This is a genomic window from Haemophilus sp. oral taxon 851 str. F0397, from assembly GCF_000242295.1.
Taxonomy (GTDB): domain Bacteria; phylum Pseudomonadota; class Gammaproteobacteria; order Enterobacterales; family Pasteurellaceae; genus Haemophilus.
Genome location: NZ_JH591072.1, coordinates 22,290 through 44,748 on the forward strand (window position 1 = coordinate 22,290; position 22,459 = coordinate 44,748).

Below are 22,459 nucleotides of genomic sequence, written 5' to 3' on the forward strand. Positions count from 1 at the left end.
ACTTTGTTGGCAGAGATTTATTCGAGCATAGTGATACCAAAATGCTAGATAAATCCTATCTAAAATAAATGTTTAATAAGATATAAGCAAATATCGCTTTTTTTAAATAAAAAAATTCTATGGATTATAACAAATTAATCTAAGGATTCTTCCGTAAATGATCGCCATCATGTTTATGTAATTTCATAAGCGACCAAACTAAGGCGATTGCAAAAAGTGATGAGGTTAAGAAAGTATAGCTAAATGCCTGTTGTAAGCCATCATTTGCGCTAAAGAAATGTCTATAAAGATTTAGAATTATCGATGAAATGGCAATACCAAATCCAATCCCAACTTGCTGCACAATACTTAATACTGTAGAACCTGTGCCTGCCTGTTGTTTTGAAAGATCGCCTACAGTCAACGTATTAATTGAAGTGAAAATTATCGACATGCAAGCACCGTACCACATGAGATTGCAAATAATCCAAGTCAGAGAGCTTTGTTTATCTAACCAAGCCATTGAAATCACAGATCCCGCCATCAAAAGTGCGGATGAAATTAACGTTGTTTTATAGCCCCAACGATTTAAAATTCGTCCAATTAATATTTTCAAAATCACAGAAATTAGCGCAATCGGTGCTAATAGCCAGCCTGACATTTCAGCACTGTAACCGAAAGATAATTGGAACATCAAAGGCAATAAAAAGGGAACGCCAGATGCAGATAACCGGATAAAAATATTGGCAATGATGCCTAATCTGAATGTACGAGTGCGGAAAAGGGATAAAGGTAAAATGGCATATTCATTGTTTTTGGCATAGCTACAATACGCCACGAGTAACAGAACACCAACAACTAACACGCTATAGGTTGTAATTGCACTATGCTGGCTTTCACCGAGTAAATCCAAACCAAGTGTGATGCCAACTAACCCCAATGCAAACAGTAAAAAACCTGTCCAATCTAGTTTCTCTGACTCCCCTTTCATATTACTCATCACGCTGCCCGATGCCAAAATCCCTAGTGCACCAATTGGAATATTAATTAAAAAAATCCAGTGCCAACTGGCGTGAATGACTAGCCATCCACCTAAAATAGGCCCTAGAATTGGCCCGATCAAACCTGCAGTTGCCATTAAATTCCAAGCATTAACTAATTGTTGTTTGGGGACAGCTTGAATAATAGCTAAACGCGCCACTGGCATCATAAAAGCACCGCCCATCCCCTGAATCACTCTGGCTAAGATTAAACTTTCTAAATTAGGCGCAGCTGCACAAGCGATAGAACCTAAAATAAACGTGAAAACTGCACCACGAAAAACGCTCAATGTCCCAAATTTTGCAGCCGCCCAAGCGGTAAGAGGAATAAATAATGCAACGGCTAAAGAATAAGCAATAATCGCCATTTGCATTTCAAAAGCGGGTTTATGTAAATCGGAAGATATCGCGGGTAAAGCTGTATTTAGAATGGTCGCATCGAGGCTTTGCATAAAAAGTGCCATTGCTGCTACCCAAGCTAAACCGCGATAGGCATTGGATTCAGTCATCGTGCTCCGTGAAAATGGTGCAACCAATTTTCAATAAAATCGGCAATTTGCGGAATACGGTTAATATCCAACAAAGTGCGGTCAATTTCAAGGGGATAATCCGTTGCAACTGCGAGCACATATTCGTCAATTTCGGGTAAAGGTTTTGTCATTTCCTGACGATGGAGCAAAATCTTTGGAATTGGCTCTTGTTTAAAGCCTTCTACCAACACTAAATCCGTTAAAGTGCGGTCAAATTGTTGTGCTAAATAATCCAATAAAACAGGTTTTGAAGTTTCCGTCATGATCGCCCAGCGTTCATCATTCGCTAAAATGACTTGAGAAGAACCTGCCTCTTTCATACGCCAGCTATCTTTTCCTTCTTTATCAACTTGCATATTGTGATGGCTATGTTTAATCACTGAAACGCGAATGTGACGAGCTATAAGTTCTGGAATAAGTTTTTCTAATAATGTTGTTTTACCACTACCGCTATAACCGGTAATTCCAAGTAAAGGAATCTGATTGTTCATAAAAATAACCTTAAAAATAACCGCACTTTAGATACGGAAAACCCCGAAAGATCGGGGTTAATAAATTAAGAATGTTTTGCTACATAATTGGCAAAAATAAGTCCGCCTATAGCAAGAAGAGCAACAATGCCAAGCCCTATAGTAAGCCACATATTATTTTCCCTCCACTAATTGACGAAATTTACGCCCCATTACGAGACAAACATAAGCAATAATGAGCAAAAAACTAATATTTAATCCTTTTAGGAAAAGCGGTTGCTCGCCATAAAGTATAACAGGCATTGCTAGAATAGCAACTTTTGCCACATCATCACTAAGTTTTGACCAAGCCTCTAAAGAGCTTTTTTCAATGGGTAATTTAAATAAATTCAGCATAGTTTCTCCGATTAATAAAAGAGAAATTTTGCTGGAATAGAAAGAAAATTTCCCAACTAGCTTTATAGTTTGCGATCTAGATCGCAGCAATAATAAAAAGCAAGTAAAAAACTCAAGATAATACGCGCAATAAAACAGGCTGAAATTCTGTTTGTTGCCCTAATTTCCTGCTATAAGATTTTACAAAAATGAAAGAAAGTGCGGTTAAGCCAAAGATTAAAATTGCACGTAGGATTTCATTATCGCTGATACAATCGGACAACATCGTCGCAATCAATAAGGTCAAAAGCGGTACAACATACATTAATAATGCCGACAACAACATCGACTTTTCTTCTAATCCAATTTCAACAATTTGACCTTCGCGTAATGGCATTAATGTTTCCACATGAAAAATATGCTCGCCACGTTTGCCGTTTAATTCGGAAAGGCTTGATGTTCCACAACTGTTTTTGGCAGCGCATTGTCCACAGGCACTTTGGGATTGGCATTTCACTTTGGCAATACCATTTTCATAGCTAATAACAACGGCACTTTCTCTTAGCATTGGGATGCTCCCATATAAATATCAAAGCGATGATTTTTTGTTTCACGGCTAAAGTGTGGTTGTTTTCCACCAAGAAACTCTGCATAGTCAGGACGCTTCACGATCACACGTTTTTTAGCGAGTTGTAATGCAGGTAAAAGCAATTCATCGGCATCTAAATCAGCCCCGACTAAATGCTGGAATACACGCATTTCCTTTTTTACTAGTGCAGATTTTTGTTTATGCGGATACATTGGATCGAGGTAAACCACATCGGCATAATCGCTATTAGGATCAAGTTCATTAATATGATGAACATTCAGCAAGTGCAAATTTTGTTGCAACATCTCGCCGATTTCCTCATCTTGATAAGCACGATTTAAACCATCTTGCAGAAGTAAAAAAACAACAGGATGACGTTCCACTAAACGAACTTGACAGCCAATCGAGGCTAGCACAAAGGCATCTCGTCCTAGACCTGCTGTGGCATCAATAACTGTTGGCAATTCTGAACCTTTAATCCCTACCGCTTTTGCTACAGCCTCACCGCGACCACCACCGAATTTACGACGATGAGCCATTGTGCCGCCTACAAAATCAACATAAACCGACCCAAGTTTAGGTTCATCTAATTTACGAAGCTCTAAACGTTCATCGGTTTGAACAAGCGCAAGTGGGCTTTGTTCATCATGAATAATGTTATGTTCAACACAAAGTGCGGTCAATTCTGCTAATGTTTTTTCTGAAGATTCAGAAATTAGTTGAATACCTACTTGCGAATGAGCCATACGCCGCTTTCCATGTGGTCAGTATAAGGGAACTGGTCAAATAACGCTGCTTTTTCAATACGGTGCGTTTTTGACAGTTCAACAAGATTATCGCACAGCGTATGTGGATTACAGGAAATATACAAAATGCGATCGTAATTTTGTACAAGTTTCACTGTATCAGGATCAAGCCCAGCTCGAGGTGGATCGACAAAAATGGTATTACATTCATAAGATTTTAAATCAATCCCTTTCAAGCGATTAAAGGATCGAACTCCATTCATAGCCTGCGTAAACTCTTCTACCGACATCCGGATAATTTGTAAATTATCGACTTTATTTTCAACGATATTAAACAGTGCAGCAGCCACGGAAGGTTTGGCGATTTCTGTTGCCAATACCTTACGGAAATTTTGTGCAAGTGCGATAGAAAAATTACCGTTTCCGCAGTAAAGTTCTAATAAATCACCTTCACTATTTTGGGTACAATCAATTGCCCATTCAAGCATTTTGCAGTTTACCGTTGCGTTTGGCTGAGTAAAACTATTCTCAACTTGGCGATAAACATAATTTCTGCCATTCACAGTTAAAACTTCATCCACATAATCTTGCACAAAACAAATTTTTTGTTTACTTGCACGTCCGATTATTTGCACATCAAAATCTTGCTTTTCGAGTAAATCTTTCAGATTTTTAGCCGCACTTTCCCATTCTTCAGTGAGTGTTTTATGATAAAGCAAGCTCACAATAATCTTATTACTCAAGGTGCTAAGGTAATCAATTTGAAATAATTTTTTGTGTAGCACCTCTTGTTTTTTTAACAAAGGTAATAAGGTTTGCATCATACGATTAATCAGCGTGCTAGCGATTGGAAATTCATCCACGCGATAACGCTGTAGCGTCGCTTGATCAAACATAATATGGTAAAAATCATCTTGCTCGTGCCAAATACGAAACTCCGCACGCATACGATAATGACTTGTTGGAGAGTCAAAAACCTGAATATCAGGTGCATTGAAAGGGCGTAAAAGTGCGGTTAATTTTTCAAGTTTTTTTTGTAGCAGTTCGTTGTATTGAGAAATCGGTAATTGCATAGAAATTAGTATTCATAGGGTGTATGAAGACGAATCATTCATACAAAGATAGGAGAATAAAGTTATCAGCCGTGAATTACGCAAGATTTCACAAGCTATTCAAAAACAAAAGGCAGACTCCCGCCTGCCTTATTTAAGGTATCTTATTCGCCGGAATAATCTTCACCGCCAGAGGCAGCTTCACTCACATCACCAGATAAGGTGTAAACACGTTTTTTAGTATTAATACGAGTGCGATATTTATTCCAAGTTTTTTCAAAGAAAGTCTCTGCTGCGCGCTCACCACGGCAAAAAGCGACGAAATCTTTTTCTTCTTTAGTCGCTGGCTCACGTTCCCCTAAGTCTAATGCTTTGAACGCTTGGCCATATTGCTCAAGCACCTGTGATTCTTTGATTGTGTAATCACCGTGACGGGAAAAACCACGTGGGTAGTTTTTGTCGTCAAAGAAACGACGTGTTACGCTAAAACTTGCAGCCATAATATTCTCTCTTCTTTCATTAATATTTACAAAATAGGGCAGGCATTAAACCAATTTTTCGTTATTTTTGCAATAAACCTTTTACGGTTTGTACATAATCTTTCACGAAATCATCGTAATTTAGCCCTTCAGGGTTTACACGGAATTTACCATTGACATAAAAATCAGGTACGCCACGCACTTTAAATTGTTCTGCTGCATTCACTTGTTTATTAACCAAACCATTCACTGCAAAACTATTAATGCCACCATCAAATTGCTCGGCGGTGACTCCATTTGATAAGAAAATAGCTCGAATATCATCCATTGATTTTAAGGCATCCTTTTGAGCCGCTTCAAATAATGGTGCCTTTACTTTGCTTTCAGCACCTAATGCCATTGCTAACGCCCAAGCACGAGTTAAGTTTTCAGACTGGCGACCTAAGAAATTCACATGATATTGTTTAAATTTCACGTCTTTTGGTAAAGCATCTGCGACTTGTTGTGGAATTTTGTATTCCATTTCAAAGGCGTAACAATGCGGACAGTAGAATGAGAAAAATTCAATCACTTCTTTTTGCTGTGAAGCCTGTTGACTCACTTGAACATATTGTTTGCCTTCTTGTAAATCTGCAGCAAAACTATTTACAGACATAAGCGCGCTGATACCTAAACCTAACGCAAGTAATACTTTTTTCATTTGCTTTCCTTCTTATTTAATGATACCGCGAGCACGGAGCAATGCGGTTTTAAAATCTTCTTCGTAATCTTTTTTGAGACCAGGAATTGGCTCATGTTTATCTGTACCATCCATTTTTAACTGATAAATAATCACTTCATCAGTTAATTCATTTAATGGCTTTTGGAAACCTGATTCATTGGCAATTTTTTGCAAAATTTCCATTAAGCTCAAGTCTGGGGCTTTAGACCAATAAGGCTGTAAAAGTTCCAAAACTTCATTTAAACGCTTACATTTCATTGCTATTTCCTTTTTAATCGTAAAAAATAGGCAAATGATACTTGAAATAACGATAGATTAAAATATGACAATCACAATAAGCGCGGTAATTTTGGCAGGTGGCAAAGCACGCAGAATGGGTGGGCAAGATAAGGGATTACAGATTTTGGGTAAACAATCTTTAATTGAACATATTGTTAATCGCTTGCAACCACAAATTCATGATATTTCGATTAACGCTAACCGAAATCAAACAGAATATGCAAAATTTGGGTTTCCTGTTTTTTCCGATGAACTGCCCGATTTTCAAGGGCCATTAAGTGGCATGTTAACAGCCCTAGAAAAGACAAAAAGTGAGTTTATCCTTTTTACACCTTGTGATACGCCTTTTTTTCCTATGAATCTTTTAGATAAACTCAAAAGTGCGGTTAAAAATGACCGCACTTTAATTGCCTATGCTTGCGATGAGGAACGTGAACATCCCGTTTTTTGTTTGATGTCCGTTCAGCTAAAAGAAAAATTGCGACACTACTTAGCATCGGGTGAACGACGTCTTTTACAGTTTATGAAAGAAAATGGCGGGATTTCAGTAAAATTTACGAAAGAAGAAGGAAATTTCGAGAATTTTAATACGCTGAATGATTTAAAGAAAAACAGTAATCTAATTGATAACTAGCAAAAGTGCGGTTTATTTTTATTATTTACGGACTCCAAATATCGCAATCAATTCTTTCACTTTTACGCGTTTTTCTGAATTCTGACTAATAGAACGTTGAACTTTGACTCGTTTAAATTTAGCACCATTGTAAATTTCACGGGTAAATTTGGTATCGTGATTAGAAATCAATATAGGAATTTGTTTTTCTTTTTGTATAGATTTCGCTAAATCAGCCAAAGCACGTTGCTGCGCCAAGCCAAACTCATTCCCTGCATAACCAGTAAAATTAGTATCCTGTTGTAGCGGAGCATAAGGCGGATCACAATAAATCACTGAATCTTTATCGGCAAATTCAAAAGTTTTCTGAAAATCACAGCATAAAAACACCGCACTTTGCGCTTTATGCGCAAAATAACGTAATTCATCCTCTGGAAAATAATGAGTTTTATAAGCCCCAAAAGGCACATTAAATTCATTCTTGCTGTTGTAACGGCATAATCCGTTAAAACCAAAACGGTTCAAATATAAAAAAATAATCGAACGTTCGAAAGGATCCGTAGAAGCATTGAATTGACGACGTTTGGTATAGTAATAATCGGGTGTATTAGCATCATCAGCGAAGAAAATTGGCTTACAAGCTTCAATATAACCTTCTACATTTTCTTTAACAATATTAAATAGATTGATTAAATCTGGGTTGATATCTGCCAAAATATAGCGTTCAAAATTAGAATTAAGAAATACTGCTCCAGCGCCCACAAATGGCTCAATTAAGCAGTTTTTTTTGTTTGGAAAGGCTTTATTTATATCGTCCGTTAAGCGAAATTTTCCCCCCGCCCATTTTAAAAATGGACGGTGTTTTAACTTAGGTTTTAAAGATTGTTTTTTCGGACGTAACATCTTAATCCGTTTGAGTACAACGACGAATTGCGTTTAACACGAGGGTATGTTCGGTATCATTCGCCACATAAGCTTGGCCTAGAGATTTGAGTAGCACCAGACGCAATTTACCCGCTAGAACTTTTTTATCACGCATCATATGCGGTAAATAGTCTTCCGGCAGCATCGTATCCGGTGATACGGTGGGCAAATTGGCACGAGCAAGTAATTTTTCAAGGCGAGATACATCTGCAATAGAAATATCACCAAGTTCTTCCGAAAGCGCTGCTGCCATCATCATTCCCGTCGAAACAGCTTCGCCATGAAGCCAGTTTCCATAACCTAAGTGAGTTTCAATGGCATGCCCAAAAGTATGTCCAAGATTGAGCAATGCACGATCGCCCTTTTCTGTTTCATCTCTCGCAACTACATCCGCTTTAATTTGGCAACAACGAGAAATACAATGTTGAAGCGCTTCAGGATGCAAAGCGATAAGTTCATCAATATGTTGTTCTAGCCATTCAAAAAATTCGTAATCTAAAATGGCGCCATATTTGATAACTTCGGCAAAACCCGCGTTTACTTCACGTTTAGGGAGCGTATTAAGCGTCAGCGTATCAATAATAACCATTGATGGCTGATAGAATGCGCCAATCATATTTTTGCCTAATTCATGATTAACCGCCGTTTTACCGCCCACTGAAGAATCCACTTGTGAAAGCAATGTGGTTGGAATTTGAATTAAACGGACACCTCGCTGATAACTTGCCGCAGCAAATCCAGCAACATCGCCAATTACGCCGCCGCCCAATGCAATAATCGTGGTATCTCGTCCATGATTACCTTGCAAAAGTGCGGTGAAAATTAAGTTTAAAGATTCAAGCGTTTTGTATTTTTCGCCATCTGGCAATAAAACATGATCGACCACGCAACCACGTTTTTCTAACGCATAGATGACTGTATCGAGATAAAACTGTGCGACCGTGGGATTCGTTACAATCATCACGCGATCCCCTAGTTTAATCGGGTAACTACGTTCATCTTGTAACAATCCGCTACCAATTAAAATAGGATAGCGACGCTCTTGCAATTCCACGTTGACGCACAGCATAATTTATCCTTAGGTGTGTTTAAAGTGCACCATTCAATCCATTCATATTATCAATTAAATCAACAATTTGATTTACCATTACTTTGGCATTTTGCTCATCAGTTGGCAAAGTGATGTCCGCAATTTCTTCATAAAGCGGATTGCGAATTTTTGCTAAATCTTCCAATACTTGACGAGGATTCTCTGCATCTTGAAGCAATGGACGTTTTTTATCACGTTGAGTACGTTGGAATTGTTTTTCCACCGTTGTTTCCAAATAAATCACAATGCCACGTGCAGATAGATAATTACGACTTTCTTTAGAAAGTACCGCGCCACCACCAGTTGAAAGCACAATGCCTTGCATTTGAGTAAGCTCATTAATAATGCGTTCTTCACGCTTACGGAAGCCTTCTTCACCTTCCAAATCAAAAATCCAGCTAATGTCCGCGCCAGTACGCTCTTCAATCACGGCATCGGAATCAATAAAATCCATATTAAGCTGTTGTGCTAATTGACGACCGATAGTGCTTTTACCTGCCCCCATTGGTCCCACTAAAAAAATATTACGTTTTTCCGCCATTGTTCTTTTCTAATTAAATTAAAGGTGAAATAAAAATTTGATCTTTCTAACTAAAATAAACAGCCTAAAACAAATTTGACTACTTGAAAGATCTCCCCAAAAATGGCCTAGATTATCGCAATAAACCACCCTATTTTTCAACCTTTCTAGGGAATTTATTTTCCACGAGAAACCATTCAGGTGTGGAATAATCAATATTCTCAATCATCTATGAAGTTTTCAAGCTACAGACTAAGAACAAAAATAGCGCGTTAAGTACGCGCTATTTTCAGTCTATTTTTCAATGTTATTTTTTAGGTAATGCATCACTAGAAGCATTAAATTTTACATTTGATGAAGTGTAAGCCTCAAAGTGCGGATGTTTTTTCATAAATTTAATGAAACTTTCCGCATCAGGTAAGTAGGTATCAACGCCTTCATATTTTGGATCGTTAAATAATTTACCAAACGTTTTATAACCATCTTTACCGCTAGCTACATAAGCATTGGTACCAACGAGATAACGTTTATTATCATCAATTGGTTCCCATTGTTGGGTTTGTTTATTCAAGACTTCCACGCTGACTAAACGTTTACCTTCCGCATTTGGTGTTTCATTCGCTTCGTAACGAATGCCTGCGCCATAAGGGAATGCCCCTGTAGAGCCATCAACTAAAGCAAATTGCATTGCATCTTCAAGCACTTGTTTCACTAACGAACCTTCCATTTTATAGGTATATAAGGTATTCCCGAAAGGCAAGAAAGTATAAGCATCATTAAAGGTTACATTGCCCGGTAAAATATCCGCACGCACACCACCTGCATTTTGAATGGTTAAATCCACTGTTTTAAGTTCGTTATACATTGTTTCTGCAATAAAACGCGTTGCGATAGAACCTTCTGGATTTGAGCCTGCTTTATTTGGGATACGGTTTGCTGAACCACCCGGCATTGCAGAACCAGTGATAACACCAACAATTTCTTGTGCTAAACGATCTTTTTCACTTTTATATTTTGAAATAAGCATGTCTGTTTTTGCATCATGATCATCAAGTGAAATACTCTTCATTGATTTTAAAGTATCAAGTGCTTTTTTACGTTCATCGCCAGTTAATTCAGTCCATTTACCTTCCGCATTTTTCACTTGAAGTTTATGAGAACTCATTAACACGTGAGGAATTTTACGAGTAATAGACGCAATACCTTCAGGACTGAATTTAACACCTAAGTCACCCACAACAGCAGAATAAGCCCAACCCTCCATTACAAATACCGGTTCGCCATTTGGATTTTTAAATTCAAGTGGATATTCATAGATTACTGGAAGTTTTAAACCACGTAATTCATCATTTCCGTATAAATAATGCGAATCGCCAGTAACGATCACATCAATATCATTTACTTTTTGAGCGATTTCGATATTTTTTTCACTACCTGCGTGTGAAAGTAGGATGATTTTATTAATACCTTGTTGTTTTAGCACATTTGCCATAATTTGTGCGGTAGCAATTTCATCATAGAACTTCACATCTTTACCTGGTGAAGAGGAATTAACCGTTTTATTCACGGTATCTAAACCGATAATGGCAATTTTTTCTCCATCCACAGTGAAAATATCGTAAGGTTTCCATTTGTTATATAAAATTGAATTTTTATCAGGAATAACATTGGCTGAAAGTACTGGAATTTTTAATGGCTCAAGTAGTTTTAATAAACCTTCATTGCCCGCATCAAATTCATGATTACCCAAAGTAAAATAATCAAAATTCCCTGCATTCATGACAGCCGCATCAGCGGAACCGCCAAAAAGGGTGAAATACAGCGTACCCGTAATCGCATCACCAGCATGTAGCACTAATGGATTTTTATACTTTTTGCGTAACTCATAAAGTTTTCCATTCACAGCAGAAAAACCACCAATATCAACCTTTGTTTGTTGACCATTTAAATTAATTCTCGCTTCGTGCGGTTCCAAGTAAGAATGGTGGTCATTAATATGTAAGATACTTAACTCCACCGCTTTATGTGCTTGCGGTGCTTCTTTAGCAAAGATGGCGCCAGAGCAAAGCATTGCTAACGCACTAACAGCAAAGGTAACTGATTTTTTAGATAAAAACATAATGGCTCCTTATGAGTAAACAGATTAATTTAAGCCTTCAAGCATTGCTTGGAAAGTCTTATAACGAATAGCATAGTTATTGTGTTGAAGATTTTCACGTGCTTGATCTAAATACGAAAAATCATCAACCTCCACCCCGTTAAATTGGCGAGCAAACATCATATTAGCTAGAGCGAGACGGGGCTTAATTTCAGAAGAAGGGGTTATCAAACTCACTCGATTCTCAGTAATAGAAAAAGTTGTTTGATTAGGAAAATCTTGATGTATCTGTTCAATAATTTTTTGAAATATGCCTTTAGCATCCAAAGACAATAATATGATTTGATCTGCTTTTGCTCCCCGTTCGAGTAAAGCCTGAACAAATTGCTCCGCATTATCTGTTTGACGAATATAAATTTTTGCCTGCTCATTCGCTAAAAAAGACACCAGTAAGTTTTTCTTCATTTCCTGAATTAAATTAGCATCCCCAGTATTTACCGGCTCAAAGTATAAATAATCAAGAAATTTAGGGGTGAGATTTTTATCTGTTTTAAAAATTCGAGTGAGGATTTTTTCGCTTATTTGGATCTGATTGTCTAGGAATTGAGGAGATAAAGAAAAAAGTGCGGTGAGTTTTTTCTGTAAAATCGAAACTTGTTGCTTTTCTTGTTTGGCTAAAGCGATTGAAAATTGTTGTTTTAAAGCCTCAGCGGACTCAGTAGATACTGATTGTTGAGAAGACGGAGGAGGACTCGCTATCACAGATTGTTGAATGCCAATACATGACGCTAATCCAAGTAACACAGAATGAAAACCGATTTTCATAATAAACCTCATTTAACTGATATTTTATCAATATAAAATACCGCTTAACGCGTAAACTTGACCTAAAACTATTTGAGAGTTTCTTAGATTATACGTAAAACAAAATTGCATGTGAATGATAATATTTACCTTTTCAAGAGAAAATAACGTACCGATTAGAATGCTCATCCAAAACTTGCAATTTTGTTCAAAAAGTATAAAATTCTCAGGCTTTTTGTCTATATATACAGAGAAAAAAGTAAGCTATATTCTTAAATCACTTTCGAATTTGGGAATATTCTTTTAGTAATTAAACATTTAGAGGAAGGTTATGGTAACCATTCGTTTATCTCGTGGCGGAGCTAAAAAACGCCCATTTTATCAAATCGTAGTAGCTGACAGCCGTTCACCACGTGACGGTCGTTTCATTGAGCGTGTAGGTTTCTTCAACCCAATCGCACAGGGTAACGCAGAACGTGTTCGTATCGACCTAGACCGTGTTAACCACTGGGTTGGTCAAGGTGCATCACTTTCTGATCGTGTTGCGAGCTTGGTAAAAGAAGCACAAAAAGCAGCATAATTTTGCTTTTTGATTTAGTTCTTAAACTAAGATAGGTGAGAAATATGGAACAACAACGTATTGAAGTTGTGGGCAAATTAGGCTCAACCTACGGTATTCGTGGGTGGTTACGTATTTATTCATCAACAGAACAAGCTGAAAGCATTTTTGAGTATCAACCTTGGTTTTTAAAAATCAAAGGTGAATGGCAGCCAACAGAATTAGAAAACTGGCGTCATCATAATCACGAAATCATCGTGAAATTAAAAGGCGTTGATGATCGTGAAGCCGCACAAATTTTAGCAAATGTTGAAATTGGTGTGGATTTATCTGTTTTCCCAGAACTGGAAGAAGGCGATTATTACTGGCACGATTTAATTGGTTGCTCAGTCATAAACCTAGAAGGTTATACAATGGGAACGGTAACAGAAATGATGGAAACCGGTTCTAATGACGTGTTAGTAGTTAAAGCCAATACGAAAGATGCTTTTGGAAAACAAGAGCGGTTAATTCCGTTTTTGTATGAACAAGTAGTTAAAAGAGTCGATCTCACCACGAAAACAATTGAAGTGGATTGGGACGCTGGTTTCTAATCTCAAGTATGCACAAACGTAATGTAGTAGGCTTTTTATGTGGATAGGAGTGATTTCATTATTCCCCGAAATGTTTAAAGCGATTACGGAATTTGGGGTTACAGGTAGAGCTGTAAAACATAATCTTCTGCAAGTGGAATGTTGGAATCCAAGAGATTTTACATTCGACAAGCATAAAACCGTGGATGATCGCCCTTATGGTGGTGGCCCGGGAATGCTGATGATGGTGCAACCTTTACGGGATGCCATTCATGCTGCGAAAGCAGCGGCAGGAGAAGACGCAAAGGTAATTTACCTTTCGCCACAAGGACGTAAACTCGATCAAGGCGGCGTAACGGAACTTGCTCAAAATCAGAAATTGATTTTGGTATGTGGACGTTACGAAGGTATTGATGAGCGATTGATTCAAACTGAAATCGATGAAGAATGGTCAATTGGCGATTACGTTCTAACCGGTGGGGAATTGCCGGCAATGACATTAATTGATGCTGTTGCGCGTTTTATTCCCGGTGTATTAGGCAAGCAAGCCTCCGCAGAAGAGGATTCTTTTGCAGACGGCTTATTAGATTGTCCGCATTATACTAGACCGGACGTGTTAGAAGGATTAACTGTACCGCCCGTGCTGATGTCGGGACATCACGAAGAAATTCGGAAATGGCGATTAAAACAATCGCTACAAAGAACCTGGCTCCGACGCCCTGAGCTCTTAGAAGGCCTAGCTCTGACTGACGAACAACGTAAACTGTTAAAAGAAGCGCAAGCCGAGCATAACAGTTAGTTTCAGTTACATCTAGGATCAATAAAGGATCAAACAATGTCTAACATTATCAAACAACTTGAACAAGAACAATTAAAACAAAACGTACCTAGCTTCCGCCCAGGTGATACTCTAGAAGTTAAAGTATGGGTAGTTGAAGGTAGCAAACGTCGTTTGCAAGCATTCGAAGGCGTGGTTATTGCAATTCGTAACCGTGGCTTGCACTCAGCATTTACTTTACGTAAAGTATCTAACGGCGTAGGCGTTGAGCGTGTATTCCAAACTCACTCTCCAGCTGTAGATTCTATCGCAGTTAAACGTAAAGGTGCGGTACGTAAAGCTAAACTTTACTACTTACGTGAACGTTCAGGTAAATCTGCTCGTATTAAAGAGCGTTTGGGCGAATAATTTCGCAAAGAAAAAGGCTTGGAATTCCAAGCCTTTTTTGCATTCATCATATTAATCAGCACTATAATACAATTTTCCGATTTCAATTTTTTGACGCCCCGTCTCTTCACGCCATTTATTACTATCACGTAAAGAATATACACAACCGCAATATTCCTGTTGATAAAACCGCTCACGCTTACTAATTTCAATCATGCGTTGCGAGCCACCTTCTTTTCGCCAGTTATAATCCCAATAAATAACATCATCATATTTTTCCGCAGCGCGATGCCCACAGCCATTGATTTGATTCATATCCTTCCAACGAGAAATACCCAAGCAACTAGTAAATACAGGGAAACCATGTTCATGAGCATATTCAGCAGCTTTTTCAAAGCGCATATCAAAACACATAGTACAACGAATTCCCCTCTCAGGCTCCCATTCCATTCCTTTGGCACGATCAAACCAATTTTGACGATCGTAATCTGCATCAATAAATGGAATGCCAAATTTTTTAGCAAAACGAATATTTTCTTCTTTACGAATTAAATATTCTTTGAGTGGATGAATGTTTGGATTGTAAAAATAAATCGTAAATTCAATACCAGATGCAAGGATTGCTTCCATTACTTCCCCCGAGCAAGGCGCACAGCATGAATGTAAAAGAAGTTTATTATGTCCATCTGGCAACTCCAGTTTTTCACGAATAAAAGGTGCATTAGGATCTTTGCGTACCTTTTGTTTACGAGTTTTACCTTGAAAATTAACCGCACTTTGCTCAGGTTTAGATTGAAGTTCTGTATTCATAAAGTTTAATTAAAATTAATTGGTATCAAGTATATAAGCTAAATTAAGGACTAATAATTTCTATCCACAGACAAATAAGCCAAAGAAATCAATGCCTTCTTATAATCACTGTCTGGCAACATTGCAATTGCATCTACTGCTTTTTGAGCTTCTTCTTTTGCACGATTCATCGCGTAATCTAAAGACTTATGCTCAGCCATAATAGCTAATACTTCATCAATAGCTTCACGTTTACCGCCTTGCTCAATCGCTTCGCGAATTAAAGCTGCCTGCAGAGCATTACCATGACGCATAGCGTGTAGCAGAGGAAGGGTTGGTTTTCCTTCAGCTAAATCATCGCCTACATTTTTACCTAGAGCTTGCGCATTTGCACTATAATCCAATACATCATCCACGAGCTGAAATGCAGTGCCAAGATAACGCCCATAGTCTTGTAAAGCCTTTTCTTGATCTTCTGTTCCACCTGCGACAATTGCAGCAGCCTGACCAGCCACTTCAAACAAACGAGCAGTTTTGCTATAAATTACACGCATATAATTAGCTTCACTCGTTTCAGGATCATTAACATTCATTAGCTGCTGAACTTCGCCTTCCGCTAAAACGTTAGTCGCATCGGCCATGATTCCCAAAATCTTCAATGACTCTAATTGTGCAACTAATTGAAATGCACGCGTATAAATAAAGTCTCCTACAAGTACACTTGCTGCATTCCCAAATTCTGAATTCGCCGTAGCGCGCCCACGACGCATATCAGACTCATCCACCACATCATCATGTAATAAAGAAGCAGTATGAATAAATTCAACGAAAGTAGCACAAGTAATTGAATTAGCGCCTTCGAATCCTAAAGATCGAGCTGCGAGAACTGCGATCAATGGACGGATCCGCTTACCCCCACCTTGAACAATATAAAAACCTAACTGCCCTATTAATGGAACATCTGAATTAAGCTGAGCAAGAATATTTTGATTAACTTTTTTCATATCGGGAGCTGCAAGTTTCTGGATCTCGTCTATGCTCATAAGATCTTGTTTCTTCATTTTTTCATCAATTATTAGTCAAAAGTGCGGTGCATTTTACCCGAATTTTCAGACTTTCTGAAATCAATCCGCAAATGAAGGGAATTTTTTTATTTTATTGTAAATAAATTCTTGCCATAGGTAGGATTTTTCCGTAGAATTTGCGACCTATTTATATGAATTTTTAAGTGTGGACTGCTAAAGAGCAGGGAAACACAATTAAGCGGAGTATTTATGTACGCAGTTTTCCAAAGTGGCGGTAAACAACACCGTGTGAGCGAAGGTCAAGTTGTTCGTTTAGAAAAACTTGAACTTGCAACTGGCGCAACAGTTGAGTTCGATTCTGTGTTGATGGTCGTTAATGGTGAAGATGTTAAAATCGGTGCACCAGTAGTTGCTGGCGCAAAAGTAGTGGCTGAAGTAGTTGCACAAGGTCGTGGCGAGAAAGTTAAAATCGTTAAATTCCGTCGTCGCAAACACAGCCGTAAACAACAAGGTCATCGTCAGTGGTTCACAGAAGTGAAAATCACTGGGATTCAAGCATAATTTCAGAGGAGATCAAGTAGATGGCAACTAAAAAAGCTGGTGGTTCAACTCGTAACGGTCGCGATTCTGAAGCTAAACGCCTTGGTGTTAAACGTTTCGGTGGCGAATCTGTATTAGCAGGTAGCATCATTGTTCGTCAACGTGGTACTAAATTCCACGCGGGTAGCAACGTAGGTATGGGTAAAGACCACACCTTATTCGCAACTGCAGATGGCAAAGTTAAATTTGAAGTAAAAGGCGAGAAAAGCCGTAAATACGTAAGTATTGTTACTGAATAATTTAAAATCTATTCGATTGAAACGCCCTACAATTTTGTGGGGCGTTTTGTCTTTTTTAATTTCACATAAGCGAGCAAGCAATGAAACAACAACCTTTATTAGGCTTTACCTTTGCGCTTATTACCGCTATGGCTTGGGGATCCTTACCTATCGCTCTCAAACAAGCTTTATCTGTAATGAATGCGCAAACTATCGTATGGTATCGTTTTATTGTAGCGGCGATCTCATTATTAGCTCTACTTGCTTATAAAAAGAAATTACCTGAACTAATGAAGGTCGGCCAATATGCTTGGCTTGCTATTATTGGGGTAATTGGTCTTACTGGCAATTTTCTATTATTTAGTAGTTCGCTGAATTATATTGAACCTTCAGTTGCACAAATTTTTATTCATTTATCCTCTTTTGGAATGCTTATCTGTGGTGTACTGATCTTCAAAGAAAAATTGGGGATGCACCAAAAGATCGGACTTTTCTTATTGTTAATTGGTTTAGGCTTATTCTTTAATGATCGTTTTGATGTATTTGCCGGACTAAATCAGTATTCAACAGGTGTCATCTTAAGCGTAGCAGGATCCCTTATTTGGGTCGCTTATGGAATGGCGCAAAAATTAATGTTGCGTAAATTTAATTCACAACAAATCTTGCTAATGATGTATTTAGGTTGTGCCATAGCCTTTATGCCGATGGCTGAATTCTCGCAAGTACAAGAACTCACACCTTTAGCTTTGATTTGTTTTATTTACTGTTGTTTAAATACCTTAATTGGATACGGCTCTTATGCGGAAGCACTTAATCGTTGGGATGTATCAAAAGTCAGTGTTGTTATCACACTTGTACCGCTTTTCACGATCCTATTTTCTCATATTGCTCATTATTTTAGCCCATCAGATTTTGCCACACCAGAATTGAATAATATTAGCTATATTGGCGCATTTGTTGTAGTATGCGGGGCAATTTTATCCGCGATTGGACATAAATTATTACCGCATAAAACTCATTAAAGTGCGGTTTATTTTGGAGAAGTTTTAATGAAATTTATTGATGAATCCCTTATTCGAATTGAGGCTGGGGATGGTGGCAACGGTTGCGTAAGTTTCCGTCGAGAGAAATTTATTCCTAAAGGCGGCCCTGATGGTGGCGACGGTGGTGATGGTGGCGATGTATATTTACAAGCGGATGAAAACCTTAATACCTTAATCGATTATCGCTTTAATAAACGCTTTGCCGCAGAGCGTGGAGAGAATGGACGAAGTTCAGATTGTACAGGGCGTCGCGGTAAAGATATTATTTTACCTGTTCCCGTAGGAACTCGCGCTATTGATAACGATACTAAAGAAACTTTGGGAGATTTAACCCAACACGGTCAAAAAATGTTGGTAGCCAAAGGTGGTTATCACGGTTTAGGGAATACCCGTTTCAAATCATCGATAAACCGTGCACCGCGTCAAAAAACAATGGGAACGCCAGGCGAAAAACGCGATTTATTACTAGAGTTAATGCTACTTGCCGATGTGGGAATGCTCGGTTTACCTAATGCGGGTAAATCCACTTTTATTCGTGCCGTTTCAGCAGCCAAACCAAAAGTTGCAGATTATCCATTTACCACCTTAGTTCCAAGTCTAGGTGTTGTGAAAGTTGACGACTCACATAGTTTCGTAGTCGCTGATATTCCAGGATTAATTGAGGGCGCAGCAGATGGCGCAGGACTAGGAATTCGCTTTTTGAAACATCTAGAACGTTGTAGAGTGCTTATTCACCTAGTTGATATAGCCCCAATTGATGGATCTAATCCAGCAGATAACGTGGCTATTATTGAATCTGAACTTTTCCAATACAGTGAAAAATTATCAGAAAAACCACGTTGGTTGGTATTCAATAAAATTGATACGATGAGCGATGAAGAATCTGAAGAGCGAGCTCGAGAAATTGCTGAACAATTAGGTTGGGAAGAAGATTATTACTTGATTTCAGCTGCTACAGGAAAAAATGTTCCATCACTTTGTCGTGATATTATGGACTTTATCATAGCGAATCCACGCGAAGCTGAAATACAACAAGTTGCACCTGAAGAAGTAAAATTCAAATGGGAAGATTATCATCAAGAAAAACTAGCAGAGCATCAATTTGATGATGACGAAGATTGGGATGATGATTGGACCGAAGAAGATGATGAAGGAATTGAGTTCATTTATAAACCTTAAGAAGGTCTAACTTTATAAACATTAAAAATTTAAAAGCACCTAAACTATTGTTTAGGTGCTTTTTACTATCAATCAACACTCAAAAATTTCAGAATCAGTAAAGAAATAGGCGATTTCACGATTTGCACTTTCCACACTATCCGAACCATGAACCGAATTCTCACGCTGACTTAATGCAAAATCTTTACGAATTGTACCTTCTGCTGCAGTTTCTGGATTCGTTGTACCAATCAAAGTGCGGTAATCTTTCACTGCATTTTCTTTTTCAAGAACAGAAACTACTATCGGTGAAGACATCATATAATCAACTAAAGGAGCAAAAAATTCTTTGCCTTGATGTTCTGCATAAAAGCCTTCAGCCTGCTCACGAGTTAAGCGCACCATTTTAGAGGCTATGATTTTAAAGCCATTTTGCTCAAAACGAGTTAAGATCGTTCCAATTAGATTACGCTTTACCGCATCAGGTTTAATAATCGAAAAAGTTCTTTCTGTCATCATATCTCCTTACTTCAATGATTTTGATAACATTAAATTTGCTAAAGTTTGCACACCAATCCCTGTGGCCCCAACAGCCCATAAATCACTATCAGATTTACGATAAGTAGCGGAACAATCAATATGCAACCAATTTTGCTGATAATTTTTTATAAAATAAGATAAAAATGCAGTTGCAGTACTTGCACCCGCTCCAACTGGAACCGAACCAATATTAGCAATATCGGCAAAAGATGAATTAATTTGTGAACGATGAAAATCTTCAAATGGTAAACGCCAGAAAGGTTCATTTTCTTCTTTTGCTGATTGGAAAAGATTATTCACGAGATCATCATCCATAGACAATATAGAATGATAGTCATTTCCTACAGCCACTTTTGCCGCCCCGGTTAAAGTCGCACAATCAATAATAAAACCTGGATTTTGGTTATCAGCCTCAATCAATCCATCGGCTAACACCAAACGACCTTCAGCATCAGTATTCAGCACTTCTGCGCTCACGCCATTTTTATAAGTAATAATATCGCCTAGTTTAAAAGCATTATTGCTTACCAAATTTTCTGCACAACATAAATACAGTTTAACACGTTGATTTAATCCGCGAGCGATAGCGAAACCTAAAGCCCCCGTTAATAATGCAGCCCCCCCCATATCGGTTCGCATTGTACTCATTCCATCGCTTGGTTTGATACTGTAACCGCCACTGTCAAAGGTAATCCCCTTACCAACTAAACAAGCTAACACTGGCGCATTCGGATCTTGTGTTGGATTGAAATCAAGTTGCAACATGGCTGGCAAGTTAGCAGAGCCTTTACCCACCGTCCAAATTCCATGATAACCTTGTTGCTCAAGTTCCTCACCAGAAATAATCTTAAAACTTACCGCACTTTTTTCATTATAAATATCAGCTTGGTTTAAAATAAATTCAGCCGCTCGCTCCGCTAATTTAACTGGCGTTAAACTTTGTGCTGGTTCATTAATAATTCCACGCACAAAATCGCCACATTCAATACGCGCTAACAATTCATCTTGCGGCTCATCATCTAAATGTGGAAACTCAATCGCGTAATCTTGTTTTGCGGTATAAAAACCTTGATAAAACGCCCAGCAAAATTCCAAATCCCATTCTTCACCGACTAATTCCACATCTTTAATCCCTTGCCCACGTAATTTACGAGCAGCTTGTTGAACTAAAGTGCGGTCAGCTTTTTCATTATTTTTTAAATGAATCGTAGCTTTATTAGAGTTAAAGCTCAAAATAGCATTTTTGCCCCAAGCGTCAGCGGCTTGGTTTATTGATAATATAATTTCCATTTTTATTTCTCGAATATAAGCTCATCGCGGAATAAAACTATACCAGTTTTATTTTTTATTTAACATTATTTAAAACTCTTTGACACCATTCTCGATGGTTTAAATACCAAATTACCGTTTTTCTTAATCCAGATTCAAAAGTCTCTTTAGGCACCCAGCCTAACTCATTATTGATTTTACTTGTATCAAGCGCATAACGAATATCATGACCAGGTCTATCGTTGACATAGCAAATCAAATCTTCATATTTATCAATATGTTTTGGTTTATTAGGTAAACATTCTTCCACCAAAGAGCAAATAGAACGTACTACATCAATATTGGACTTTTCATTATTTCCTCCAATATTATAGGTTTCCCCAATATTTCCTTTCGTCAAAACGCTATACAATGCAGCAATATGATCTTCAACAAATAACCAATCTCTAATTTGTAAACCATCGCCATAAATAGGCAATGTTTTTCCCTCTATCGCATTTAAAATCATCAACGGAATTAATTTCTCAAGGTACTGATACGGGCCATAATTATTTGAACTATGTGTAATAATTGTCGGTAACCCGTATGTTCTATACCAAGCCTGCACAAGATGATCGCTTGCCGCCTTTGAAGCAGAATAAGGGCTACTAGGTTTATAAGCTGATATTTCAGTAAATAAACCCTCATTACTTTTTAAATCTCCATAAACCTCATCGGTGGAAATATGTAAGAATCGGAAGCTGTATTTTTTTTGATAATCTAAACGATGCCAGTAATCTAGAGTCGATTCAAGTAGCCTATAAGTTCCTACAATGTTAGTTTGTATGAACTCCGAAGAATCATTTATAGAACGATCAACATGGCTTTCAGCGGCAAGATGGATAACGGCATCAGGTTGATGTTGTGTAAAAATATAAGACAACGCCTTAGTATCACAAATATCTGCTTGTACAAAAGCATAACGTGGATGGTTTTCTATGGTTTTAAGTGAGGCTAAATTTCCTGCATAAGTCAGCTTATCAACATTTACGATCTTATTATGTGTCTTTTCAAGAAGATAACGGACAAGCGCAGAACCAATAAAACCCGCTCCACCAGTAACTAGAATTGTTCTATTTGTATTCGACATTTTACCTGGGTCTCGTTATAAACAATTTCAAACGAAAAGTGCGGTAAATTTTACCGCACTTTTAAAAATGATTTAATCAATGA

28 protein-coding genes are annotated in these 22,459 nt (G+C 37.9%); 9 read left to right on the forward strand and 19 right to left on the reverse strand.

All coding sequences use genetic code 11. From position 1 onward, the window contains the following. Positions 1-139: 139 nt before the first annotated feature. The 9 genes from HMPREF9096_RS06160 to HMPREF9096_RS06120 form a co-directional block, all read right to left on the reverse strand. A complete protein-coding gene (locus tag HMPREF9096_RS06160; RefSeq protein WP_009500103.1) occupies positions 140-1,528 on the reverse strand; it encodes an MDR family MFS transporter in 1,389 nt (462 codons plus the stop codon). Continuing rightward, a complete protein-coding gene (gene mobB, locus HMPREF9096_RS06155; protein ID WP_009500104.1) occupies positions 1,525-2,040 on the reverse strand; it encodes a molybdopterin-guanine dinucleotide biosynthesis protein MobB in 516 nt (171 codons plus the stop codon). The genes HMPREF9096_RS06160 and mobB overlap by 4 nt, the downstream gene beginning before the upstream one ends. 153 nt (positions 2,041-2,193) lie before the next feature. Further along, positions 2,194-2,415, reverse strand: coding sequence for a hypothetical protein (locus tag HMPREF9096_RS06150; protein ID WP_009500105.1), 222 nt, complete (start codon positions 2,413-2,415; stop codon positions 2,194-2,196). Positions 2,416-2,527: 112 nt separating this feature from the next. Further along, positions 2,528-2,962: a SoxR reducing system RseC family protein gene (locus tag HMPREF9096_RS06145; RefSeq protein WP_009500106.1), complete on the reverse strand. Its 435-nt coding sequence runs from the start codon at positions 2,960-2,962 to the stop codon at positions 2,528-2,530. Further along, entirely contained in the window at positions 2,956-3,729 is a 774-nt protein-coding gene (locus tag HMPREF9096_RS06140; protein WP_009500107.1) for a class I SAM-dependent methyltransferase, read from the reverse strand. Before HMPREF9096_RS06140 ends, HMPREF9096_RS06145 begins: the two co-directional genes overlap by 7 nt. Beyond that, positions 3,711-4,802 (reverse strand): tRNA (uridine(54)-C5)-methyltransferase TrmA, encoded by a 1,092-nt coding sequence (trmA, locus tag HMPREF9096_RS06135; protein ID WP_009500108.1) that lies wholly within the window; start codon positions 4,800-4,802, stop codon positions 3,711-3,713. The genes HMPREF9096_RS06140 and trmA overlap by 19 nt, the downstream gene beginning before the upstream one ends. 143 nt (positions 4,803-4,945) lie before the next feature. Continuing rightward, the gene (locus tag HMPREF9096_RS06130; protein WP_005626449.1) at positions 4,946-5,281 is read right to left on the reverse strand and encodes a DUF413 domain-containing protein; all 336 of its coding nucleotides are present in this window, start codon (positions 5,279-5,281) and stop codon (positions 4,946-4,948) included. 61 nt (positions 5,282-5,342) lie between these two features. Further along, positions 5,343-5,960 carry a DsbA family protein gene (locus tag HMPREF9096_RS06125; protein ID WP_009500109.1) on the reverse strand — a complete coding sequence of 206 codons (618 nt, stop codon included), beginning with the start codon at positions 5,958-5,960 and terminating at the stop codon, positions 5,343-5,345. Between the two features lie 12 nt (positions 5,961-5,972). After that, entirely contained in the window at positions 5,973-6,239 is a 267-nt protein-coding gene (locus tag HMPREF9096_RS06120; protein WP_009500110.1) for a YihD family protein, read from the reverse strand. A gap of 64 nt (positions 6,240-6,303) precedes the next feature. Here HMPREF9096_RS06120 and mobA point away from each other — a divergent pair, with 64 nt between their 5' ends. Then, positions 6,304-6,894: a molybdenum cofactor guanylyltransferase MobA gene (gene mobA / locus HMPREF9096_RS06115; RefSeq protein ID WP_009500111.1), complete on the forward strand. Its 591-nt coding sequence runs from the start codon at positions 6,304-6,306 to the stop codon at positions 6,892-6,894. 21 nt (positions 6,895-6,915) lie between these two features. Here mobA and HMPREF9096_RS06110 read toward each other — a convergent pair whose 3' ends face one another. From HMPREF9096_RS06110 to HMPREF9096_RS06090, 5 genes are all read right to left on the reverse strand, one after another. After that, positions 6,916-7,776 carry a Dam family site-specific DNA-(adenine-N6)-methyltransferase gene (locus HMPREF9096_RS06110; RefSeq protein ID WP_009500112.1) on the reverse strand — a complete coding sequence of 287 codons (861 nt, stop codon included), beginning with the start codon at positions 7,774-7,776 and terminating at the stop codon, positions 6,916-6,918. A 1-nt stretch (position 7,777) separates the two neighbouring features. Further along, the gene (gene aroB / locus HMPREF9096_RS06105) at positions 7,778-8,866 is read right to left on the reverse strand and encodes a 3-dehydroquinate synthase (RefSeq protein WP_009500113.1); all 1,089 of its coding nucleotides are present in this window, start codon (positions 8,864-8,866) and stop codon (positions 7,778-7,780) included. Between the two features lie 19 nt (positions 8,867-8,885). Then, entirely contained in the window at positions 8,886-9,428 is a 543-nt protein-coding gene (gene aroK / locus HMPREF9096_RS06100; RefSeq protein WP_005626436.1) for a shikimate kinase AroK, read from the reverse strand. Between the two features lie 286 nt (positions 9,429-9,714). Next, on the reverse strand, positions 9,715-11,526 hold the full coding sequence (gene nadN / locus HMPREF9096_RS06095) for an NAD nucleotidase (RefSeq protein ID WP_009500114.1): 1,812 nt from the start codon (positions 11,524-11,526) through the stop codon (positions 9,715-9,717). 24 nt (positions 11,527-11,550) lie between these two features. Continuing rightward, positions 11,551-12,330, reverse strand: a complete 780-nt coding sequence (locus HMPREF9096_RS06090) for a hypothetical protein (RefSeq protein WP_032803310.1) — start codon at positions 12,328-12,330, stop codon at positions 11,551-11,553. A 310-nt stretch (positions 12,331-12,640) separates the two neighbouring features. On the opposite strand from HMPREF9096_RS06090, the gene rpsP reads away from it, so the two are divergent. From rpsP to rplS, 4 genes are read left to right on the forward strand one after another with little or no spacing between them, the layout of a single operon-like run. Further along, positions 12,641-12,889 carry a 30S ribosomal protein S16 gene (gene rpsP / locus HMPREF9096_RS06085; RefSeq protein ID WP_005626429.1) on the forward strand — a complete coding sequence of 83 codons (249 nt, stop codon included), beginning with the start codon at positions 12,641-12,643 and terminating at the stop codon, positions 12,887-12,889. Positions 12,890-12,933: 44 nt separating this feature from the next. Next, positions 12,934-13,461, forward strand: coding sequence for a ribosome maturation factor RimM (gene rimM, locus HMPREF9096_RS06080; RefSeq protein ID WP_009500116.1), 528 nt, complete (start codon positions 12,934-12,936; stop codon positions 13,459-13,461). 37 nt (positions 13,462-13,498) lie between these two features. Continuing rightward, a complete protein-coding gene (gene trmD / locus HMPREF9096_RS06075) occupies positions 13,499-14,239 on the forward strand; it encodes a tRNA (guanosine(37)-N1)-methyltransferase TrmD (protein WP_009500117.1) in 741 nt (246 codons plus the stop codon). A 36-nt stretch (positions 14,240-14,275) separates the two neighbouring features. Next, complete coding sequence (gene rplS / locus HMPREF9096_RS06070; RefSeq protein WP_005626422.1) at positions 14,276-14,626, forward strand: 50S ribosomal protein L19; 351 nt, start codon at positions 14,276-14,278, stop codon at positions 14,624-14,626. Positions 14,627-14,677: 51 nt separating this feature from the next. On the opposite strand, the gene HMPREF9096_RS06065 is transcribed toward rplS, so the two are convergent. Beyond that, positions 14,678-15,415, reverse strand: a complete 738-nt coding sequence (locus HMPREF9096_RS06065) for an epoxyqueuosine reductase QueH (protein ID WP_009500118.1) — start codon at positions 15,413-15,415, stop codon at positions 14,678-14,680. A 50-nt stretch (positions 15,416-15,465) separates the two neighbouring features. Beyond that, entirely contained in the window at positions 15,466-16,455 is a 990-nt protein-coding gene (gene ispB / locus HMPREF9096_RS06060; RefSeq protein WP_009500119.1) for an octaprenyl diphosphate synthase, read from the reverse strand. Positions 16,456-16,668: 213 nt separating this feature from the next. Here ispB and rplU point away from each other — a divergent pair, with 213 nt between their 5' ends. The 4 genes from rplU to cgtA all read left to right on the forward strand — a co-directional run bounded on the left by rplU (position 16,669) and on the right by cgtA (position 19,459). After that, on the forward strand, positions 16,669-16,980 hold the full coding sequence (rplU, locus tag HMPREF9096_RS06055) for a 50S ribosomal protein L21 (protein ID WP_005626416.1): 312 nt from the start codon (positions 16,669-16,671) through the stop codon (positions 16,978-16,980). Positions 16,981-17,000: 20 nt separating this feature from the next. Then, the gene (rpmA, locus tag HMPREF9096_RS06050; RefSeq protein WP_005626413.1) at positions 17,001-17,258 is read left to right on the forward strand and encodes a 50S ribosomal protein L27; all 258 of its coding nucleotides are present in this window, start codon (positions 17,001-17,003) and stop codon (positions 17,256-17,258) included. An 80-nt stretch (positions 17,259-17,338) separates the two neighbouring features. Next, positions 17,339-18,259: a DMT family transporter gene (locus HMPREF9096_RS06045; RefSeq protein ID WP_009500120.1), complete on the forward strand. Its 921-nt coding sequence runs from the start codon at positions 17,339-17,341 to the stop codon at positions 18,257-18,259. A 27-nt stretch (positions 18,260-18,286) separates the two neighbouring features. Next, a complete protein-coding gene (gene cgtA, locus HMPREF9096_RS06040; protein ID WP_009500121.1) occupies positions 18,287-19,459 on the forward strand; it encodes an Obg family GTPase CgtA in 1,173 nt (390 codons plus the stop codon). A gap of 72 nt (positions 19,460-19,531) precedes the next feature. On the opposite strand, the gene ndk is transcribed toward cgtA, so the two are convergent. Genes ndk through rfbB form a run of 3 tightly spaced genes read right to left on the reverse strand, consistent with a single transcriptional unit; the run spans position 19,532 to position 22,376 of the window. Beyond that, entirely contained in the window at positions 19,532-19,954 is a 423-nt protein-coding gene (gene ndk / locus HMPREF9096_RS06035) for a nucleoside-diphosphate kinase (RefSeq protein WP_032803312.1), read from the reverse strand. Positions 19,955-19,963: 9 nt separating this feature from the next. After that, positions 19,964-21,268: an aminopeptidase PepB gene (pepB, locus tag HMPREF9096_RS06030; protein ID WP_009500123.1), complete on the reverse strand. Its 1,305-nt coding sequence runs from the start codon at positions 21,266-21,268 to the stop codon at positions 19,964-19,966. Positions 21,269-21,323: 55 nt separating this feature from the next. After that, positions 21,324-22,376 (reverse strand): dTDP-glucose 4,6-dehydratase, encoded by a 1,053-nt coding sequence (rfbB, locus tag HMPREF9096_RS06025; RefSeq protein WP_009500124.1) that lies wholly within the window; start codon positions 22,374-22,376, stop codon positions 21,324-21,326. Positions 22,377-22,459 lie beyond the last annotated feature (83 nt).

Excerpts from the sequence above, each read along its gene's own strand:
- mobB (WP_009500104.1), bottom strand. The coding sequence starts at position 2,040 with ATGAACAATCAGATTCCTTTACTTGGAATTACCGGTTATAGCGGTAGT.
- HMPREF9096_RS06160 (WP_009500103.1), bottom strand. The coding sequence starts at position 1,528 with ATGACTGAATCCAATGCCTATCGCGGTTTAGCTTGGGTAGCAGCAATG.
- aroB (WP_009500113.1), bottom strand. The coding sequence starts at position 8,866 with ATGCTGTGCGTCAACGTGGAATTGCAAGAGCGTCGCTATCCTATTTTA.
- rpmA (WP_005626413.1), top strand. The coding sequence starts at position 17,001 with ATGGCAACTAAAAAAGCTGGTGGTTCAACTCGTAACGGTCGCGATTCT.
- rplU (WP_005626416.1), top strand. The coding sequence starts at position 16,669 with ATGTACGCAGTTTTCCAAAGTGGCGGTAAACAACACCGTGTGAGCGAA.
- HMPREF9096_RS06090 (WP_032803310.1), bottom strand. The coding sequence starts at position 12,330 with ATGAAAATCGGTTTTCATTCTGTGTTACTTGGATTAGCGTCATGTATT.
- rfbB (WP_009500124.1), bottom strand. The coding sequence starts at position 22,376 with ATGTCGAATACAAATAGAACAATTCTAGTTACTGGTGGAGCGGGTTTT.
- HMPREF9096_RS06140 (WP_009500107.1), bottom strand. The coding sequence starts at position 3,729 with ATGGCTCATTCGCAAGTAGGTATTCAACTAATTTCTGAATCTTCAGAA.
- trmD (WP_009500117.1), top strand. The coding sequence starts at position 13,499 with ATGTGGATAGGAGTGATTTCATTATTCCCCGAAATGTTTAAAGCGATT.
- ispB (WP_009500119.1), bottom strand. The coding sequence starts at position 16,455 with ATGAAGAAACAAGATCTTATGAGCATAGACGAGATCCAGAAACTTGCA.
- HMPREF9096_RS06150 (WP_009500105.1), bottom strand. The coding sequence starts at position 2,415 with ATGCTGAATTTATTTAAATTACCCATTGAAAAAAGCTCTTTAGAGGCT.
- rpsP (WP_005626429.1), top strand. The coding sequence starts at position 12,641 with ATGGTAACCATTCGTTTATCTCGTGGCGGAGCTAAAAAACGCCCATTT.
- rimM (WP_009500116.1), top strand. The coding sequence starts at position 12,934 with ATGGAACAACAACGTATTGAAGTTGTGGGCAAATTAGGCTCAACCTAC.
- HMPREF9096_RS06125 (WP_009500109.1), bottom strand. The coding sequence starts at position 5,960 with ATGAAAAAAGTATTACTTGCGTTAGGTTTAGGTATCAGCGCGCTTATG.
- HMPREF9096_RS06065 (WP_009500118.1), bottom strand. The coding sequence starts at position 15,415 with ATGAATACAGAACTTCAATCTAAACCTGAGCAAAGTGCGGTTAATTTT.
- ndk (WP_032803312.1), bottom strand. The coding sequence starts at position 19,954 with ATGACAGAAAGAACTTTTTCGATTATTAAACCTGATGCGGTAAAGCGT.
- HMPREF9096_RS06145 (WP_009500106.1), bottom strand. The coding sequence starts at position 2,962 with ATGCTAAGAGAAAGTGCCGTTGTTATTAGCTATGAAAATGGTATTGCC.
- HMPREF9096_RS06045 (WP_009500120.1), top strand. The coding sequence starts at position 17,339 with ATGAAACAACAACCTTTATTAGGCTTTACCTTTGCGCTTATTACCGCT.
- trmA (WP_009500108.1), bottom strand. The coding sequence starts at position 4,802 with ATGCAATTACCGATTTCTCAATACAACGAACTGCTACAAAAAAAACTT.
- HMPREF9096_RS06120 (WP_009500110.1), bottom strand. The coding sequence starts at position 6,239 with ATGAAATGTAAGCGTTTAAATGAAGTTTTGGAACTTTTACAGCCTTAT.
- HMPREF9096_RS06110 (WP_009500112.1), bottom strand. The coding sequence starts at position 7,776 with ATGTTACGTCCGAAAAAACAATCTTTAAAACCTAAGTTAAAACACCGT.
- HMPREF9096_RS06130 (WP_005626449.1), bottom strand. The coding sequence starts at position 5,281 with ATGGCTGCAAGTTTTAGCGTAACACGTCGTTTCTTTGACGACAAAAAC.
- aroK (WP_005626436.1), bottom strand. The coding sequence starts at position 9,428 with ATGGCGGAAAAACGTAATATTTTTTTAGTGGGACCAATGGGGGCAGGT.
- rplS (WP_005626422.1), top strand. The coding sequence starts at position 14,276 with ATGTCTAACATTATCAAACAACTTGAACAAGAACAATTAAAACAAAAC.
- pepB (WP_009500123.1), bottom strand. The coding sequence starts at position 21,268 with ATGGAAATTATATTATCAATAAACCAAGCCGCTGACGCTTGGGGCAAA.
- cgtA (WP_009500121.1), top strand. The coding sequence starts at position 18,287 with ATGAAATTTATTGATGAATCCCTTATTCGAATTGAGGCTGGGGATGGT.
- mobA (WP_009500111.1), top strand. The coding sequence starts at position 6,304 with ATGACAATCACAATAAGCGCGGTAATTTTGGCAGGTGGCAAAGCACGC.
- nadN (WP_009500114.1), bottom strand. The coding sequence starts at position 11,526 with ATGTTTTTATCTAAAAAATCAGTTACCTTTGCTGTTAGTGCGTTAGCA.